Origin of the sequence: Acidovorax sacchari (assembly GCF_042847045.1) — a bacterium.
GTDB classification, from domain to species: domain Bacteria; phylum Pseudomonadota; class Gammaproteobacteria; order Burkholderiales; family Burkholderiaceae_C; genus Paracidovorax; species Paracidovorax sacchari.
The window spans coordinates 4,929,309-4,944,047 of the sequence record NZ_AP035783.1 but is presented as its reverse complement, the minus strand read 5'-3'; the positions used below and the strand labels follow the sequence as shown (position 1 = coordinate 4,944,047).

Annotated in this window: 10 protein-coding genes; 6 read left to right on the top strand and 4 right to left on the bottom strand. The window is 67.7% G+C overall.

All coding sequences use genetic code 11. The features are described from left to right. Positions 1 to 72: 72 nt before the first annotated feature. Positions 73 to 1,044, bottom strand: a complete 972-nt coding sequence (locus tag ACGHC0_RS21845; protein WP_415266751.1) for a LysR family transcriptional regulator — start codon at positions 1,042 to 1,044, stop codon at positions 73 to 75. 94 nt (positions 1,045 to 1,138) lie between these two features. Here ACGHC0_RS21845 and ACGHC0_RS21840 point away from each other — a divergent pair, with 94 nt between their 5' ends. The 4 genes from ACGHC0_RS21840 to htpG all read left to right on the top strand — a co-directional run bounded on the left by ACGHC0_RS21840 (position 1,139) and on the right by htpG (position 6,698). Then, positions 1,139 to 2,983 carry a gamma-glutamyltransferase family protein gene (locus ACGHC0_RS21840; protein ID WP_415266750.1) on the top strand — a complete coding sequence of 615 codons (1,845 nt, stop codon included), beginning with the start codon at positions 1,139 to 1,141 and terminating at the stop codon, positions 2,981 to 2,983. Positions 2,984 to 3,062: 79 nt separating this feature from the next. After that, a complete protein-coding gene (locus ACGHC0_RS21835; protein WP_415266749.1) occupies positions 3,063 to 4,028 on the top strand; it encodes a Bug family tripartite tricarboxylate transporter substrate binding protein in 966 nt (321 codons plus the stop codon). Then, the gene (locus ACGHC0_RS21830) at positions 4,021 to 4,608 is read left to right on the top strand and encodes a GAF domain-containing protein (RefSeq protein WP_415266748.1); all 588 of its coding nucleotides are present in this window, start codon (positions 4,021 to 4,023) and stop codon (positions 4,606 to 4,608) included. The genes ACGHC0_RS21835 and ACGHC0_RS21830 overlap by 8 nt, the downstream gene beginning before the upstream one ends. A gap of 140 nt (positions 4,609 to 4,748) precedes the next feature. After that, positions 4,749 to 6,698, top strand: a complete 1,950-nt coding sequence (htpG, locus tag ACGHC0_RS21825; protein WP_415266747.1) for a molecular chaperone HtpG — start codon at positions 4,749 to 4,751, stop codon at positions 6,696 to 6,698. 120 nt (positions 6,699 to 6,818) lie between these two features. Here htpG and ACGHC0_RS21820 read toward each other — a convergent pair whose 3' ends face one another. The 3 genes from ACGHC0_RS21820 to ACGHC0_RS21810 all read right to left on the bottom strand — a co-directional run bounded on the left by ACGHC0_RS21820 (position 6,819) and on the right by ACGHC0_RS21810 (position 13,084). Next, positions 6,819 to 7,079 (bottom strand): hypothetical protein, encoded by a 261-nt coding sequence (locus ACGHC0_RS21820; protein ID WP_415266746.1) that lies wholly within the window; start codon positions 7,077 to 7,079, stop codon positions 6,819 to 6,821. Positions 7,080 to 7,382: 303 nt separating this feature from the next. Next, on the bottom strand, positions 7,383 to 7,997 hold the full coding sequence (locus tag ACGHC0_RS21815) for a hypothetical protein (RefSeq protein WP_415266745.1): 615 nt from the start codon (positions 7,995 to 7,997) through the stop codon (positions 7,383 to 7,385). Next, entirely contained in the window at positions 7,976 to 13,084 is a 5,109-nt protein-coding gene (locus ACGHC0_RS21810; protein ID WP_415266744.1) for an RHS repeat-associated core domain-containing protein, read from the bottom strand. The genes ACGHC0_RS21815 and ACGHC0_RS21810 overlap by 22 nt, the downstream gene beginning before the upstream one ends. 245 nt (positions 13,085 to 13,329) lie before the next feature. On the opposite strand from ACGHC0_RS21810, the gene xrtH reads away from it, so the two are divergent. Then, positions 13,330 to 13,872, top strand: coding sequence for an exosortase H (gene xrtH / locus ACGHC0_RS21805; protein WP_415266743.1), 543 nt, complete (start codon positions 13,330 to 13,332; stop codon positions 13,870 to 13,872). Positions 13,873 to 13,887: 15 nt separating this feature from the next. After that, on the top strand, positions 13,888 to 14,676 hold the full coding sequence (locus ACGHC0_RS21800; protein WP_415266742.1) for an exosortase H-associated membrane protein: 789 nt from the start codon (positions 13,888 to 13,890) through the stop codon (positions 14,674 to 14,676). Positions 14,677 to 14,739 lie beyond the last annotated feature (63 nt).

Below are 14,739 nucleotides of genomic sequence, written 5' to 3'. Positions count from 1 at the left end.
CAGTCAATGTAACCGTGCCCGGGCCATTCGGCGCAGACCGGTATCGTTGCGGACTGGCCCGCTGCGGCTCCCCTACGCCGCCTCGTGCGTCCGTAACCGCTCGCGGATCGCCGCCACCAATTCGACGGCCATGTGCGACTTGGGACTGCCGCGCAGCCAGGCCAGGCTGATGGGCGGCATGCGCCAGGGCAGCGGCTCGGGCATGACGACGGCGCGACCATCCGCGGCCACGAGTTCCGCCGTGTGCAGGGGCAGCAGCGTGACGCCGCGGGGCAGGCGCATCATGGCGGTGGCGATGGTGCGGGTGGCATAGGCCTCCAGCACGGGGACCGGCACCCGCTGGCCGCCGGCGGCGAACATCGCGTCGATCATGTGGCGGATGGGCGTGTTCGTCGGCGGAAAGATCCAGTCCATCTGCGCCAGCTGGCCTATGTCGGGCGAAGCCAGGCGCTTCAGCGAGTGCGCGTTGTCCCTCGACACGACGATGTGGGCCGTCTGCTGGCACAGCAACTCCTGCTCCAGGTCATCGGCCGAGCTGTCTTGCGAGAACCGGCAGATGGCGCAGTCCAGCGTGCGGCTGCGCAGCGCGGCGATGAGGTGGAGTGTCGTGTTCTCATGGGCCTGCAGCGACAGCCGCGGCCTCTTGCCCAGCAGGTGCTGCCAGGCGGCATCCAGGATGAGGTCCGGTGCATAGGGGATCACGCCCAGGCGCAGGCGGCCCTGGTGACCCGCGCGCAGGCCTTCGAGTTCGCGCCGCAACGCGCTGTTGTCCGCCACGGCGAAGCGGGCACGGGCGAGCACCACCTCGCCGGCCGGCGTGGGCTCCAGCCCGCGCCGGGTCCGGACGAACAGCGGGGCCATGAAGATGTCCTCGATGTCGGCCAGCGCGCGGGTCACGGTGGGCTGGCTCAGCCGCAGTTCGTCGGCGGCTCGGCTGACCGAGCGATGGCGGTCGATGGCCAGCAGCAGGGCGTAGTGGCGCATCTTGAGCCGGTTTTCCAGGCGGATCGCCAGTTCGTCCCGGGGGAGGGAGGCGTCGGTCATAGTGTTTTATGCATACATCTATAGATATCCATGTTAGCTGGTCTATTTGATGCTCCTAGACTGGAAACGTCATCCACACGCACCGGAACCGAGCATGAGCCACTCCTTCACGACCCGCCCTGAAATCACCGGCACGCACGGCGTGGTCGCTTCCACCCACTGGCTGGCATCGCAGACCGCCATGGGCGTGCTCGAACGGGGCGGCAACGCATTCGATGCGGCCGTGGCCGGGGGCTTCGTGCTGCAGATCGTCGAGCCGCACCTGAACGGTCCGGGCGGCGAGGTGCCGATCCTGTTCTGGAGCGAGCGGGAGCGATCCATGCGCGCCATCCGCGGCCAGGGCAGCGCACCGGCGGAAGCGACGGCGCAGGCCTTCCGCCGGCTGGGGCTGGAGCAGGTGCCGGGCATCGGGTTGCTGCCGGCCACCGTTCCCGGAGCGTTCGGCGCGTGGCTGACCCTGCTGCGCGACCATGGCACCTGGTCGCTGGCGGATGTGCTGGCCCCGGCCATCGGCTATGCCCGCGACGGCTTTCCGCTGCTGGCGCGCGCCGTGCAGGCCATCGTCGCGGTGCAGGAGCTGTTCCGCGCCCACTGGCCCGGTTCCGCCGAAGTCTGGCTGCCCGATGGCCGGGTGCCCCAGCCTGGCGCGCTGTTCCGGCTCCCCCGGCTGGCCGGGACGTACACGCGCATCGTCGAGACCGCGCAGCGGGAGGGCGGCGGTCGGCGCACCGCGGAAATCGACGCGGCCATCCGCTGCTGGTACGAAGGTTTCGTGGCGCGCGACATCGACCACTTCTACCGCACCGAGAAAGTGCGCGACACCACGGGCGAATGCCACGGCGGCCTGCTGCGCTACGACGACCTGGCGAACTGGTCGCCCGCCGTCGAGGCGCCGCTGACCCTGGATTTCGGCCGCTACACGCTGGCCAAGTGCGGCTTCTGGAGCCAGGGCCCGGCATTCCTGCAGCAGGTGGGCATGCTGCGCCATGCGGGGCTGGAGCAGCACCCCGTGGATTCCGCAGGCTTCGTGCACCGCATTGCCGAGGCGGCCAAGCTCGCGATGGCCGACCGCCTGGCCTGGTACGGCGCCGCACCGGGGGCGCAGCGGGAGGCGCAGATGGCGCTGCTGTCCGACGACTACCTGCGCGCGCGCTGGAGCGAGGTCGGCGACAGCGCCAGCACCCTGCTGCGCGCCGGAACTCCGGGCGGCCGGACGCCGGTGCTTCCGGACCTGGACGTGGCGCGCCGCACCCTGCTGACCGCGGACACCCGCTTCGGTATCGGCGAGCCCACCTTCGCGGCGCTGCCGCCGGTGAACGAATGGCTGGACCGCGAGGTCTTCGTGGGAGACACCTGCCACCTCGACGTGATCGACCGCGACGGCAACATGGTCGCGGCCACGCCCTCGGGGGGCTGGCTCTCGTCCAGCCCGGTCATTCCCGCGCTGGGCTTCGCGCTGACCACGCGGCTGCAGATGACCTGGCTGGACGAAGGCCTGCCCAACACGGTCACGCCCGGCGTGGCGCCGTGCACCACGCTGTCGCCATCGCTCGCGCTGCGCGACGGCGAGCCCTACATGGTGTTCGGCACGCCTGGCGGCGACCAGCAGGACCAGTGGTCCCCGGCATTCTTCCTGCGCCATGCGGTGCATGGCCTGAATCTGCAGGAAGCCATCGATGCGCCTGCCTGGCACATCGACCATTTCCCCGCGTCGTTCTGGCCGCGAAGCACCACGCTCAACCAGCTCACCCTGGAGTCGCGCTTCGACCCCGTGCAGATCGATGCACTGCGCTCCATGGGCCACACCGTGAAGGTGGGGCCGCCCTGGTCCGAAAGCCGCATGTCCGCCTGCACCCGCGAGCGCGACCGGGAAGGCCGCCTGGTGCTGCGCGCCGCCGCCAACCCGCGCGGCATGCAGGGATACGCCGTGGGGCGCTGACGCGGCGCCTCCCGTTCCCCTGTTTCCCCGTCCCTTTTCCGCCGTCCCTTCCGTTGCTCCTCCCTAAGGAATCCCCGCCATGTTCTCCCGCATTCGCCGCAGCCTGATCGCCCTGTCGCTCCTCGGCCTCGCCTCGCTGGCCCACGCCGACTATCCGGACAAACCCATCACCCTCATCGTGCCCTGGGCCCCCGGCGGCTCCACCGACATCCTGGCGCGGTCGCTGGCCGAACAGCTCGGCAAGACGCTGGGCCAGCCGGTCATCGTGGACAACCGCGCGGGCGCCTCCGGCAACATTGGCTCGAACTTCGTCGCCAAGGCGAGGCCGGACGGATACACGCTGCTGGTGGGTTCCATGAGCACCCATGCCATGAACCCCGCGCTCATGCCCAACATGCCTTTCAGGGGCGTGGAGGATTTCACCCCCATCGCCCTGATGGCGAACGTGGTCAACACCCTGGTGGTGAATCCGTCGGTGCCGGCCAAGAACGTCAAGGAGCTCATTGCCTACGCCAAGGCCAATCCCAGCAAGCTCAACTACGCATCGGCCGGCCCGGGTTCGACCAACCACCTGAGCGCCGTGCTGTTCGAGAAGGCCACCGGGATCCAGATGACGCACGTGCCCTACCGTGGCGGCGCGCCGGCCGTGGTGGATACCGTCGCCGACCAGACGCAGGTGCTCTTCTCCGCCGGAACGCAGACCCTGCCGCATGTGAAGGCCGGCAAGCTGCGCCTGCTGGCCGTGACGGAAGCGCAGCGCTCCGCGTTGCTGAAAGACGTGCCCGCGGTGGCAGAGACCGTGCCCGGCTATGAACTGGGTGTGTGGTACGGACTGTTCGGCCCCAGGGACATGCCCGCCGATCTGGTGCAGCGCCTGAACGCCGCTGCCAATGCCGCCCTCCAAGTGCCTGCGGTGCGCCAGCGCATGGATGCCATCGGCGTCGAGGTGGTCAGCAAGTCGCCGCAGGAGTTCGACAGCATCCTCAAGGCCGACGCGCAGCGCTACGGCAGGATCATCAAGGAACTCGGCATCACCAATGAGTGAGCACGCCACCTTCCCGGATTCCGCTGGCTGCGGGCTGGCTCTGGCCGCGCCCGCCTGCGCCACGCTGCTGGCAGACCTGCCTCGCGCGCGCGGGCTGGACGCCGCCATGGAGATCGCCGACGCCGCGCGCCGCACCCTCATCGGCCCGGGCCTGCTCACTGTGAATCTGCTGTGCAGTCCCCTGCCTCCGGCCGGGGATGCCGGCGCCACGCTGGTGTTGCAGCGGGCCTGGACCTCCGACCCCGCCGCCTACCCGGTGGCCGGCCGCAAGCGCAAGGCGCTCACGCCGTGGACACGGAAACTGCTCCTGCACGGGGAGCCCTTCATCGGCGAGGGCCGCGAGGTGCTGGAGGCGGTGTTCGACGACCATGCGCTGATTGCCTCCCTGGGCCTGCAGGCCGTCATCAACGTGCCGGTGTTCGACGGCCAGGGCGGGTGCATCGCCACATTCAACCTGCTGGGCACGGAGCCCCGGTGGACGCCCGAAGCGATATCCCTGGCCAGGCTGCTCGCCGCCTTGTGCTCTCCTGCCATCGCTCACGCCGTGATGATGGGCCCGGTCCCTGCCGCGGGTCGGTGAGCGAGCCTGCAGGGGACGGCCGCTCGACCCCGGCGGTGGCGGGGGCGGGGTCGCGGGGCTTGATAATCCGCGGCCGGCCCCCAGATGGCCGGGCGTTCCCTTTCGTTGCGAAACTCTCACAAAAGAGCCATCCACCAACCATGAGCAAGCAAACCCATTCCTTCCAGGCCGAAGTGGCGCAACTGCTGCACCTGGTCACCCACTCGCTGTATTCCAACCAGGAAATCTTCCTGCGCGAGCTGATCTCGAATGCGTCCGACGCCTGCGACAAGCTGCGCTTCGAGGCCTTGAACAACGCCGCGCTGTACGAGGACGCGCCCAACCTCGAAGTGCGCGTGTCCTTCGACAAGGCCGCCAGGACGCTCACAATCACCGACAACGGCATCGGCATGAGCGAGCAGGAGGCGATCGACCACCTGGGCACGATCGCCAAGAGCGGCACCAAGGACTTCATGAGCCGCCTGTCGGGCGACCAGAAGCAGGACGCCCAGCTCATCGGCCAGTTCGGCGTGGGCTTCTACTCGGGCTTCATCGTGGCCGACAGGATCACCGTGGAATCGCGCCGCGCGGGCCTGAAGCCCGAAGAGGGCGTGCGCTGGATCAGTGGCGGCACGGGCGACTTCGAGGTGGAGACCATCACGCGCGCCGAGCGCGGCACCAGCATCATCCTGCACCTGCGCGAAGAGGCCGAGGAGTTCCTGAACGCCTGGAAACTCAAGCAGGTCATCGGCAAGTACTCCGACCACATCAGCCTGCCCATCCTGATGGAGAAGGAAGAGTGGAAGGACGGCGAGAAGGAGGGCGATCCCGGCCAGATGGTGAAGACCGGCGAGTGGGAGGCCGTGAACAAGGCCAGCGCCCTGTGGACGCGCCCCAAGAAGGACATCACGGACGAGCAGTACCAGGAGTTCTACAAGGCCATCAGCCACGACCACGAGAACCCGCTCACCTGGAGCCACAACCGCGTGGAAGGCAACACCGAGTACACGCAACTGCTCTACATCCCCGCCAAGGCGCCGTTCGACCTGTGGAACCGCGACAAGAAGGCCGGCGTGAAGCTCTATGTGAAGCGCGTGTTCATCATGGACGACGCCGAGGCGCTCATGCCCACCTACCTGCGCTTCGTGAAGGGCGTGATCGACTCGGCCGACCTGCCGCTCAACGTGAGCCGCGAGCTGCTGCAGGAAAGCCGCGACGTGCGCGCCATCCGCGAAGGCTCCACCAAGCGCGTGCTCTCCATGCTCGAGGACCTGGCCAAGCACGACAAGCATGCCGCGGGCGAGGGCGCCGACGGCGTGACCGACGTGGTGAGCGAGGAGGACAAGGCCAAGGAGGGCAAGTACACGCAGTTCTATGCCGAGTTCGGCGCCGTGCTCAAGGAAGGCCTGGGCGAGGACTTCGGCAACCGGGAGCGCATCGCGAAGCTGCTGCGCTTCGCGTCCAGCACGACCGACAGCGTGACCGTCTCGCTGGCCGACTACAAGGCCCGCATGAAGGAGGGCCAGGAGGCCATCTACTACATCACCGCCGACACCCTGGCCGCCGCGAAGAACAGCCCGCAGCTCGAGGTCTTCAAGAAGAAGGGCATCGAGGTGCTGCTGATGACCGACCGCGTGGACGAGTGGGCGCTCAACTACCTGCACGACTTCGACGGTACGCCGCTGCAATCCGTGGCCAAGGGCGCGGTGGACCTGGGCAAGCTGCAGGACGAGGCCGAGAAAAAGGCCGCCGAAGAGGCCGCCGAGGCCTTCAAGCCCGTGCTGGCCCAGCTCAAGGAGGCCCTCAAGGACAAGGCCGAGGACGTGCGCGTGACCACCCGCCTCGTCGATTCGCCCGCCTGCCTCGTGGTGCAGGAGCACGGCATGAGCACCCAGCTGGCGCGGCTGATGAAACAGGCCGGCCAGTCGATGCCCGACGCCAAGCCTGTGCTGGAAGTGAACCCGGAGCATGCGCTGGTGAAGAAGCTGGACGGCAGCGTGCACTTCCACGACCTCGCCCACATCCTCTTCGACCAGGCACTGCTGGCCGAGGGCGGGCTGCCGGACGACCCGGCCGCGTACGTGAAGCGGGTGAACGCGCTGCTGGTGTAAGACCGGGACCGTGAGCTGACGGCCTGCGCTGCAATCATGCAGGCCGCACACCGGAGCCGCGGAAGGCAGGCATGCCTTTCGCGGCTTTTTCGTGGGTGCGTTTTTCCGCCGGTGCGCGGATCAGTGCGTCGGCAGACGGTCCGGCAGGTCCAGCATGCCGGCGCACTGTGTGCAGCGGAAGTAGCGGCCCTGTGCCTGCTCCCTGCCCTCCACGATGGGTGTCAGCAGGGCCGTGCCGGCATCGTTGGCGATGCCCAGGCTGGCGGTGCGGCCGTCCTGGAAGCGGACGCGGGCTTCCGTGTAGCAGTCGCCCACCTGGAAGTCGTCGTGCAGGGCCGCCTGGCGGGTGATGGGGCGGGCGTGTGCGAGAAACCGGCGCACGTCGCTTTCGGTCAGTGGCCGGACGCCCGCACAGGGGGCTGTGTCTCCTGCCGCGGTTTCCGCTGTGGCGCGGGTGATCTGGATGGATGCCGCTGGAGCGATGGCATGGGTTTGATGGGAGGCGCGCGGCGGCTCAGGTGCCTGCCCCGCGTTGCACAGATGCGCGGCCAGGCATATGGCCGCGGCGGAATATGTTTTCAACGCCATACTGCGGTATCCTGAAAAATCTGCAATCGCTGGCAGTTTTTAAAATCAAGATCCTGCTGCAAGTAGATATAGATATGTAGTAAACGACATGGCAGGTCAGAAAAGCAGGAAATTTCCCCAGTAGTTGGTGAGTGCGCGTTGAGCTTGCCTGCCCTCGTAGCTTCCCTCCGGGAGAAGGTTTGCTGCATTGACTAAAAATGTGGCCACCAGTTTAGACTGTATAGGATTGATCTTTTCAAAGGAAAGATATTTTCTTTCCAGCTTTTTCTTTCCTTTCAAGGAGTCGTCCAGGTTTTCTGGCGTATGCTCATCGAATCCATTCTCCAAATCAAACATCAGATAAATAAAGAATTCGTTGTCTATATTCTTGAGGTCGAAGAAATATTTGAGAAATACAGGTAAATAGTAGATGCTACCGCTGGTTGTCAATCTGGAGTGTTGTATGTAAATATCTTCAATTTTTTCGATATCTACTTCGGTCCACTTCTTTCCGTTAAATAATGAGAAAAACCTTAGATAATCTTCCCTGTCATCTCCTGTAAAAGTGTTTTTTATAAATAATTCACCTTCTGGGTAACTTTCAGGGAAGGCCGCTAGCAGCATGCTTTCATAGCGCTTTGCTAGAGATGGCGCTAAAGAAGCAGCCCTCTTTCTTTCCTTTAGGATTTGAAGGTTGACTGGATTATTCTCTACCATTGGTGTCCCGTGCATTTTCCGATGATTCTCCTGAGCTCATTGATTTGCTTGTTGTGACCAGCATCGCCACCAGCAAAGCATTTTTTTGCAATGTTGATTCTTGCGTCAATGCATTTTTGTAATTTTTCTGCCTTACTGAAGCTGATTTCGGGTTCTGCACAGGTTAGGCCTTTTGCTTTTTCGCAGGCCTGAGTCTGCTCCTGCTTTAATGCATCATGCTCATCAGGAGAGCAGTTTCCTCCATAACCAGGTGTAGACCTGTTGCCCTGGGCTGCGTCATGTGCAGCACTTAACCTTTCTGCGTCGCTCACTGTCGAGGTCGAACCTGAGATCGTCGCAGTTGCCAAAGCTGCCGCGCCTAGAGCAAGCACGTTCAATGCACTCTCTGCCGCCGCAGCACAGGCAGCCATAGTGGGCCCAGGTATTGCGCAGACCGCAAAAGGGTTAAGCCCTCTTGGATCTATCCAGCCGGTCGGAGAATCGGGATAGCTGTATTTGTTATCGCCACCCAACAATCCAATGGGATCCTGCGTCACATACTGCCCCAGCATCGGGTCGTAGTACCGGTGGCGGTTGTAGTGCAACCCTGTTTCCGCATCGAGCTGCTGGCCCTGGAACCGGATGGGCTGGCCGATGCCATGCGGGTCGTATTCCTCGCGCACGGTGCCCCACGCGTGATAGGTCGCGGCCCAGGTGACCAGGCCCGCCTGCGGGCCGTTGGCGTCCACCAAAGCGATGGGTGTGCCCAGGTGGTCGCACAGGAAATGGCGGACGCGCGTCGAATGGGCTTGGGTGGCGGCCTGCTGTTGCCGGCGCACGGATTGCACGCCAGCGAGCAGCAACGCGCCAGCCTCGTCGGGCAGGCCTGCCCGCAGGCGCGCCAGCAGTGCATCGCCCTGGGGGCCGGTGGCCTCGTGCAAGGCACGCTCGATCAGTTCGCGCTGGGCTCGCGGCAGGCCCGCGAACAGGGCTGCGGCGGGGGATTCCCCGCCATCCGGATCATCGTTGGCGACGTTTCCACTGTCCTCCATCACCAGCATGGCCTGCATGGCTGTGGGAATGGCCTGCTCGCGCTCCAGGCGCAGCAGCGGCGCGAAGGAGCCGGGCTCGTAGAGCACGTGCTGCAGCCCCTGCGGGCCTTCGTTGTGCACGAGGCGGTCGCCGTCCCAGCCGGCGTAGGTGGTGGTCGCGACGCCCGATGCGGCTCCCCGTTCGCTGCCGTCGCCGTTGCCGAAGACGGTCTTGGCCAGCCGCCGCCCGAAGGGGTCGTAGCGGTAGCAGGCCACCCGCTGCCAGGTGCCACCCGCTGTCTCGCGCTGCCAGACCTCGCGCAGCCGGTGCAGCGCGTCGTAGCGCAGCCGCTGCGCCCGGCCGTCGGTGTGCAGCGCCTGCACCCGGTTGCCGAAGGCGTCGTAGCGGTAGCGGATCAGGATGCCCTTGCCGTCGCTGCCGTCGCTGCCGTCGCTGCCATCGCTGCTGGTGCCATCGGCATCCGGCTCGGGCGTGTTCCATCCGATGCGGTTGCCCGGCCAGCGCGTGACCGGGCCTGCACCCTCGCCAGGCCCGTCGCCCGCGCGCAGCAGGTCGAAGTCCGCATCGTGCAGGTTCTCGCGCACCTGCCGCGCCCAGTCCTGCCGCTCGGCGCTGGAGGGCCCGGCCGCGCGAGCCTCCAGGGGCGCGGGCAGGCGGTTGCCCGCCGCGTCCAGCGTCCAGTGCGCCTGCACTTCCGGCGTGCCCTGGCCTGCGCGGTGCAGCCCGCTCAGGCGCTGCCAGGCGTCGTAGGCGTAGCGCGTGGCCTCGCCCGGCGTCTGCACGCCCACCAGTTGGCCCAGGGGGGCGTACCAGTACCGGCGCTGGGTGAGTGTGGAGAGGGGGCCCAGGGCCGGGGCAATGCGACCTGCGGCGGAAGACGGGCCGGTGTCCGGATCCTCTCCCGCCTGTGTCTGCCCCGCCGCATGGCGCAGGCCACGCCAGTCCTGGTGCAGCATGCGGCCCATCGGGTCGAGTTGCCGCGCATGCACGATGGCGTGCAGCTCTTCGTTGCCTTTGCCTTCGAGCAGGTGCAGCGTGCGGCCCACTTCTCGGTGCAGCGCATCGCGCTCCCAGTCCACCAGCGGCTGGCCGTCCAGCAGCAGCCCGTGCACATGGCCCGACCCGTAGGCCAGCCATTGCAGCGTGCCCAGGCCCTGTGCCTGCGTGGCCGTGCGCTGGCCCAGCGGGCCCAGCGTGTGGGTGATCGCGTGCTCGAATTCCACAGGGGGCTCGCCCCCGGTATAGGACGCCTGCGGCTGCGTGGCCTGCCGGTACAGCGTCTGCGTCTCTCCGCAGACACGTCCGAAGGCATCGCGTGCCAGGGTCACGCGGGCCTCGGGTTGCAGCCGCTGCGCCTGCAGCACGGCGGCCAGCGGCGCCTGGGCCGGGTCGCCCGGGCGATCCAGCAGGGACAACAGGGTCTGGGTGTCCAGCGTCAGCCAGCGTTCGGCAAGAGGGATGGGCCGGTCCGTGGCAACGCCTGGGCGCGACGAGTCAGAAGACAGGGCTGGCAGAGCCATGGGCTCGATCCCATGGGGCAACTCGGCTTCCCAGGTCCGCGTCTGCTGCAATGCTCCCGCCGAGGTGTGCTCGAAGCGCTGGATCTGCAGTATCGCGTGGGGTTCGGCATCGGAGTGCTCCGGTGCCGGCAGCCGCACGGCGACACGCGCCACCAGCCGGCCGCCCAGGTCGTAGTGCAGCCGCGTGCGCACCACCGCGCCCAACTCCGGCCGCGCCGCTGCTCCCGGGTGGTGGCCTTCGCCATGCCCGTCGCCCGTGTGCGTGAGCTGACCCGCTGCGTCGTAGCCGTACACCTGGCTGCGCCCGTCGAAGCCCACTTCCTGCACCAGCCGGTCGGCCGCGTCGTGCACGAAGCGGGTCACGTCGCCGTTCTCGTTGACGAGTTCCTGCAGCCGCCCGGCCACGTCGTAGCGCAGCTGCACGCCCCGGCCTGCCTGCACCTGCTCCACCACGCGGCCCCACAGGTCGTGACGGTAAGCGATGGTGGCGCTGGTGTCTGCGGACTCACCCATGCCTTCCAGCACGTCGTGCGTGCCGTGGGTGATGGCCGCCATCCGTCCGGCTTCGTTCCAGCGGTAGCGCACCGCCGTGTTGCCCGGCTGCTGCACGCCCACCAGCCGCAGTGCGCCTTGCTGCATCGCGTGGTGCAGTCGTGTGCGCTGGCCCAGCGCGTCCACCGCTTCCAGCACCTCGCCCCATGCACCGTGGCGCCAGGACTGGCTGCGGCCGGAGCAGTCCGTGTGCCGCGTGATTTGGCCGCACGCGTTGTACGCGTACTGGCTGCGCCCGCCTTGCGCGTCGATCACCTCCACAGGCTGGTCGCACCAGGCGAGAGCGTGGGTTGGGAATGTCACTGCGCCGGTGCCGGCATCCTGCTGGGGCTGTGCGTATTCGAAGCGCGTGGTGAGGGCCTGCAGCGTTGCTGCCTCGTCCGCTCCCCCTTCCGGCAGCATCGCCACTTCCACCAGCCGGCCCCAGTCGTCGTAGCGGTAGTGCGTGCGCAGGCCTGCAGTGTCCTGGCTCGCCAGCAGCAGCCCGTCCTGCGCGCTGCCTGCTGCGCCCCAGCGCTGCTGCGTGCTGCGGCCGTCCGGGCCCTGCACGCCCAGCAGCCGGCCTGCGCCGTCATAGCGCCACCACGTGGTGCGGCCCAGCGCATCGGTGGCCGACAACCTGCGGCCGGCGCTGTCATAGCGGTAGCTCTGCTCGGCACCGTCCGGGCCTGTCAGCCGCACGAGGCGCTTGAGCCCACCTTCGCCCTCGAAGTGGTAGGTTGTGGTGCGGCCCAGGCTGTCGCGCACGACCGTGCTGCTGCGCACCGAGGCGGCAGGTCTGTCACCGGCCGCTATCGGAGCGCTGCCGTAGTCGAAGAAGTACGACAGCCCTTCCTCGTTGTGCTGCTCGGCCACGCGGGCGCCCGGGCGCGCCGCCAATCCCTGGCGGCGGCCCTGCGCGGTCTGGTCTTCATAGACGTAGCGGTGCCTGGGGCCCTGGCGCACCTGATGCTCCGTCATGCGGTGCAATGCGTCGTAGCCGAAGCGGCGCAGCATGGTGCCGTCCGCGCCCAGGACCTCGGCCAGGTTGCCTGCGCTGTCGTAGCGGTAGCCCACCAGCGGGTGCGGGCGCGGGGCCGTGCCGGGTATCAGGCCGGGATTGAGCGGGTTGAACGTGCAGTCCACGGCCACGAGCCGCACGCCGTCGTCGGGTTGCAGCGAAGGGGGCTTCGGTTTGGCCGATGCATCGGAGGCGATGCGTTCGTAGCGCAGCGCGTAGCGGCGTCCACTACCGTCGGTGATGCCCACGACGCGGCCCCGCTGCAGGCCTTCGTCGCCCCATTGGTAGCACTGGCTGCGGCCGAAGCGGTCGATCACTGCATGCAGGACATGATCCGGGGCGCTGCCTGCCGGGGTGGCGGGCGCTGCCGTCCGGGCGGGCAGGAACACCCAGGCCGTTGCCCCCGCACCGGTAGAGCCCGGCGCGGCGATCACACAGTGGGGGTTGGCGCGCAGCGCAGCCGGAATGTGCGACCACCGGGGCTGCTGCGGCCAGGGCTGCAACTCGGTGGGGATGGCTGGAGCGGAAGATGGGTCCGCAACGACCATCCCGCCGCCACGCATCAACCACAGGTTCTCGCTGCTGCTGTAAAGGGCCTGCCCCGGTTCGAGGGCTCCGTCGAACGTGATCGCCCGCCCCGACGCATCGAAGAGCACCGCGCGCTCGCCGTGCAGCACCACCCGCAACTCCAGCGGCAGCTTCCAGCCGTACCCCAGCAGCCCGCATGCCGCGCCGTGCTCTGCATTCACGTAGCTGCTGTACACCCGTTGCCACGCCAGCGGCAGCGGCCCCGGCAGTGCGAAGTCCAGTTCATCGGCTCCTGCCAGCACCTTTGCGCCCAGCGACGGGTTCACCGGGTTGCCCACCGCCATGCCTCCGGGGCACTCCGAGCACGCCACGCCGCCCGCCGAGCCGATCAGCACCGTTGCAGAGCCCTGGACGATCGGGCCGCCCTTTTTCGTCAAGTCGCCCTGGCGGGCGGCGGGTTTGCCGCTCATGGTTTGTACCCCTCGTCAGTTATCTTTTATAGAGCGCAACCTCCCGGATTGCGGCTGAGTTCTTCTCAAACGGCCGGGATCATAAATTTCTATAATTTATTGAAAAGTTGCGCCGGGTAACTTTTGTTCCCGAAGGTTGACGGGCCGGGTCTGCACCAAACACGCATGAGGCGCTGATCGGGCGGCTCCCAACGCTCCCGGATAATGCGCAGCGATCCCCACGTCCTCCGCGGAGCCCCAAGGCCATGCTGCGCTTCTTCCTCATCTTCCTCACCCTCCAGCTCACCCTGTTCGGCATCAACATGCTCAACTGGGTGCAGGAGCACCTGGTGCTGCCGTGGACGGCACTGCTCGCGCGCATCTGCGCGACGATGGTGATGTGGTTCGACAGCTCGGCCGCGGCGGCGGGGAAGGTGCTCTGGAACCACCAGACGGGCTTCGGCGTGTCGATCGAGGCGGGCTGCAACGGGATCGAGGCCTGCATCGTGCTGTTCGCGGCGGTGATGGCATTCCCCTCGACCTGGCGGCACAAGCTGGTCGGGCTGGCGGCGGGCTTCGTGGCGGTGCAGGCGCTCAACATCGTGCGGGTGATCAGCCTGTTCTATCTGGGCCAGTGGAGCACGGCGGTGTTCAATTTCGCGCACGAGTACCTCTGGCAGGCGCTGATCATGGTGGACGTGCTCATCGTCTGGCTGCTGTGGGTGCGCGCGGGCAGCAAGCCGTCCGCGGGCTCCCCGCCCGGCCCGGGCGCGCCGCCGGCCACGCCCCCGGCCGCGGCCCTGGCCTGAGGCAGCGCGACCGCGATGCGCCGCGCCGCCAGCCTGAAGGCCTTCGTCATCGGCCTCTTCATCGGGGTTGTCGTGCTCACGCTCGCGTGGACGCGGGTGTCCCCCTGGACGTCGTACCCGGCCGGCATGGTGGCCGGCGCGGCGCTGGAGCGCGCGGCCCCCGGCTGGGTGCGCGAGGCGCGGCTCGCCCCCGGGCGGCTGGAGGTGGACACCTCGGTGGCCATCGCCACGCCCCAGACGGGCAACCAGCCGGTGGAGATCACCCTCGAATCCGACCCGGGCCGCTATGCCTACGGGCTGCCGATCTTCCTGGCGCTGCTGCTGGCCGCGCGCGGGCCGGGGCGCACGGTGCGCGCGCTGGCCGGCTATGCGCTGCTGCTGCCGCTGCAGGCCTTCAGCCTGTGCATGCAACTGCTCATGCAATTGCTGCTGACGGCGCAGTTCGACGTGCGCACCTTGCGCGTGGCGCAGTGGCAGATGGAGGCCCTGGTCTATGGCTACCAGCTGGGCTCGCTGGTGGTGCCGACGCTGGCGCCGATCCTGGTCTGGCTCTGGCTGGACCGGGCGTTCGTGAACGAGGTGGTGATCGGCGCGTGGAAGCGTTCGCTGTCCGGTCGGGCCACGGCGCCGGAGGCCACGGTGGCTCCCGGCGAGGATGCCGCACCGGAGCCCCCCGTGGCTTCCGGGCCGGCTGCAGAGGCTCCCGCAGCCGGCGCCGCGCTGTCGCCCGAGCGCTCCATCGGCGGCGTTCCGGTGTCGTCCAGCGCCTCGGCGGGCCTGCCCCCGCGCCGTCCCCTGCGCTGACCTTCCTGCCCGGCAGTGTGGCGGCCGAGTCACACCGGGGCCCGCCGACACGGCCGTGCCGCC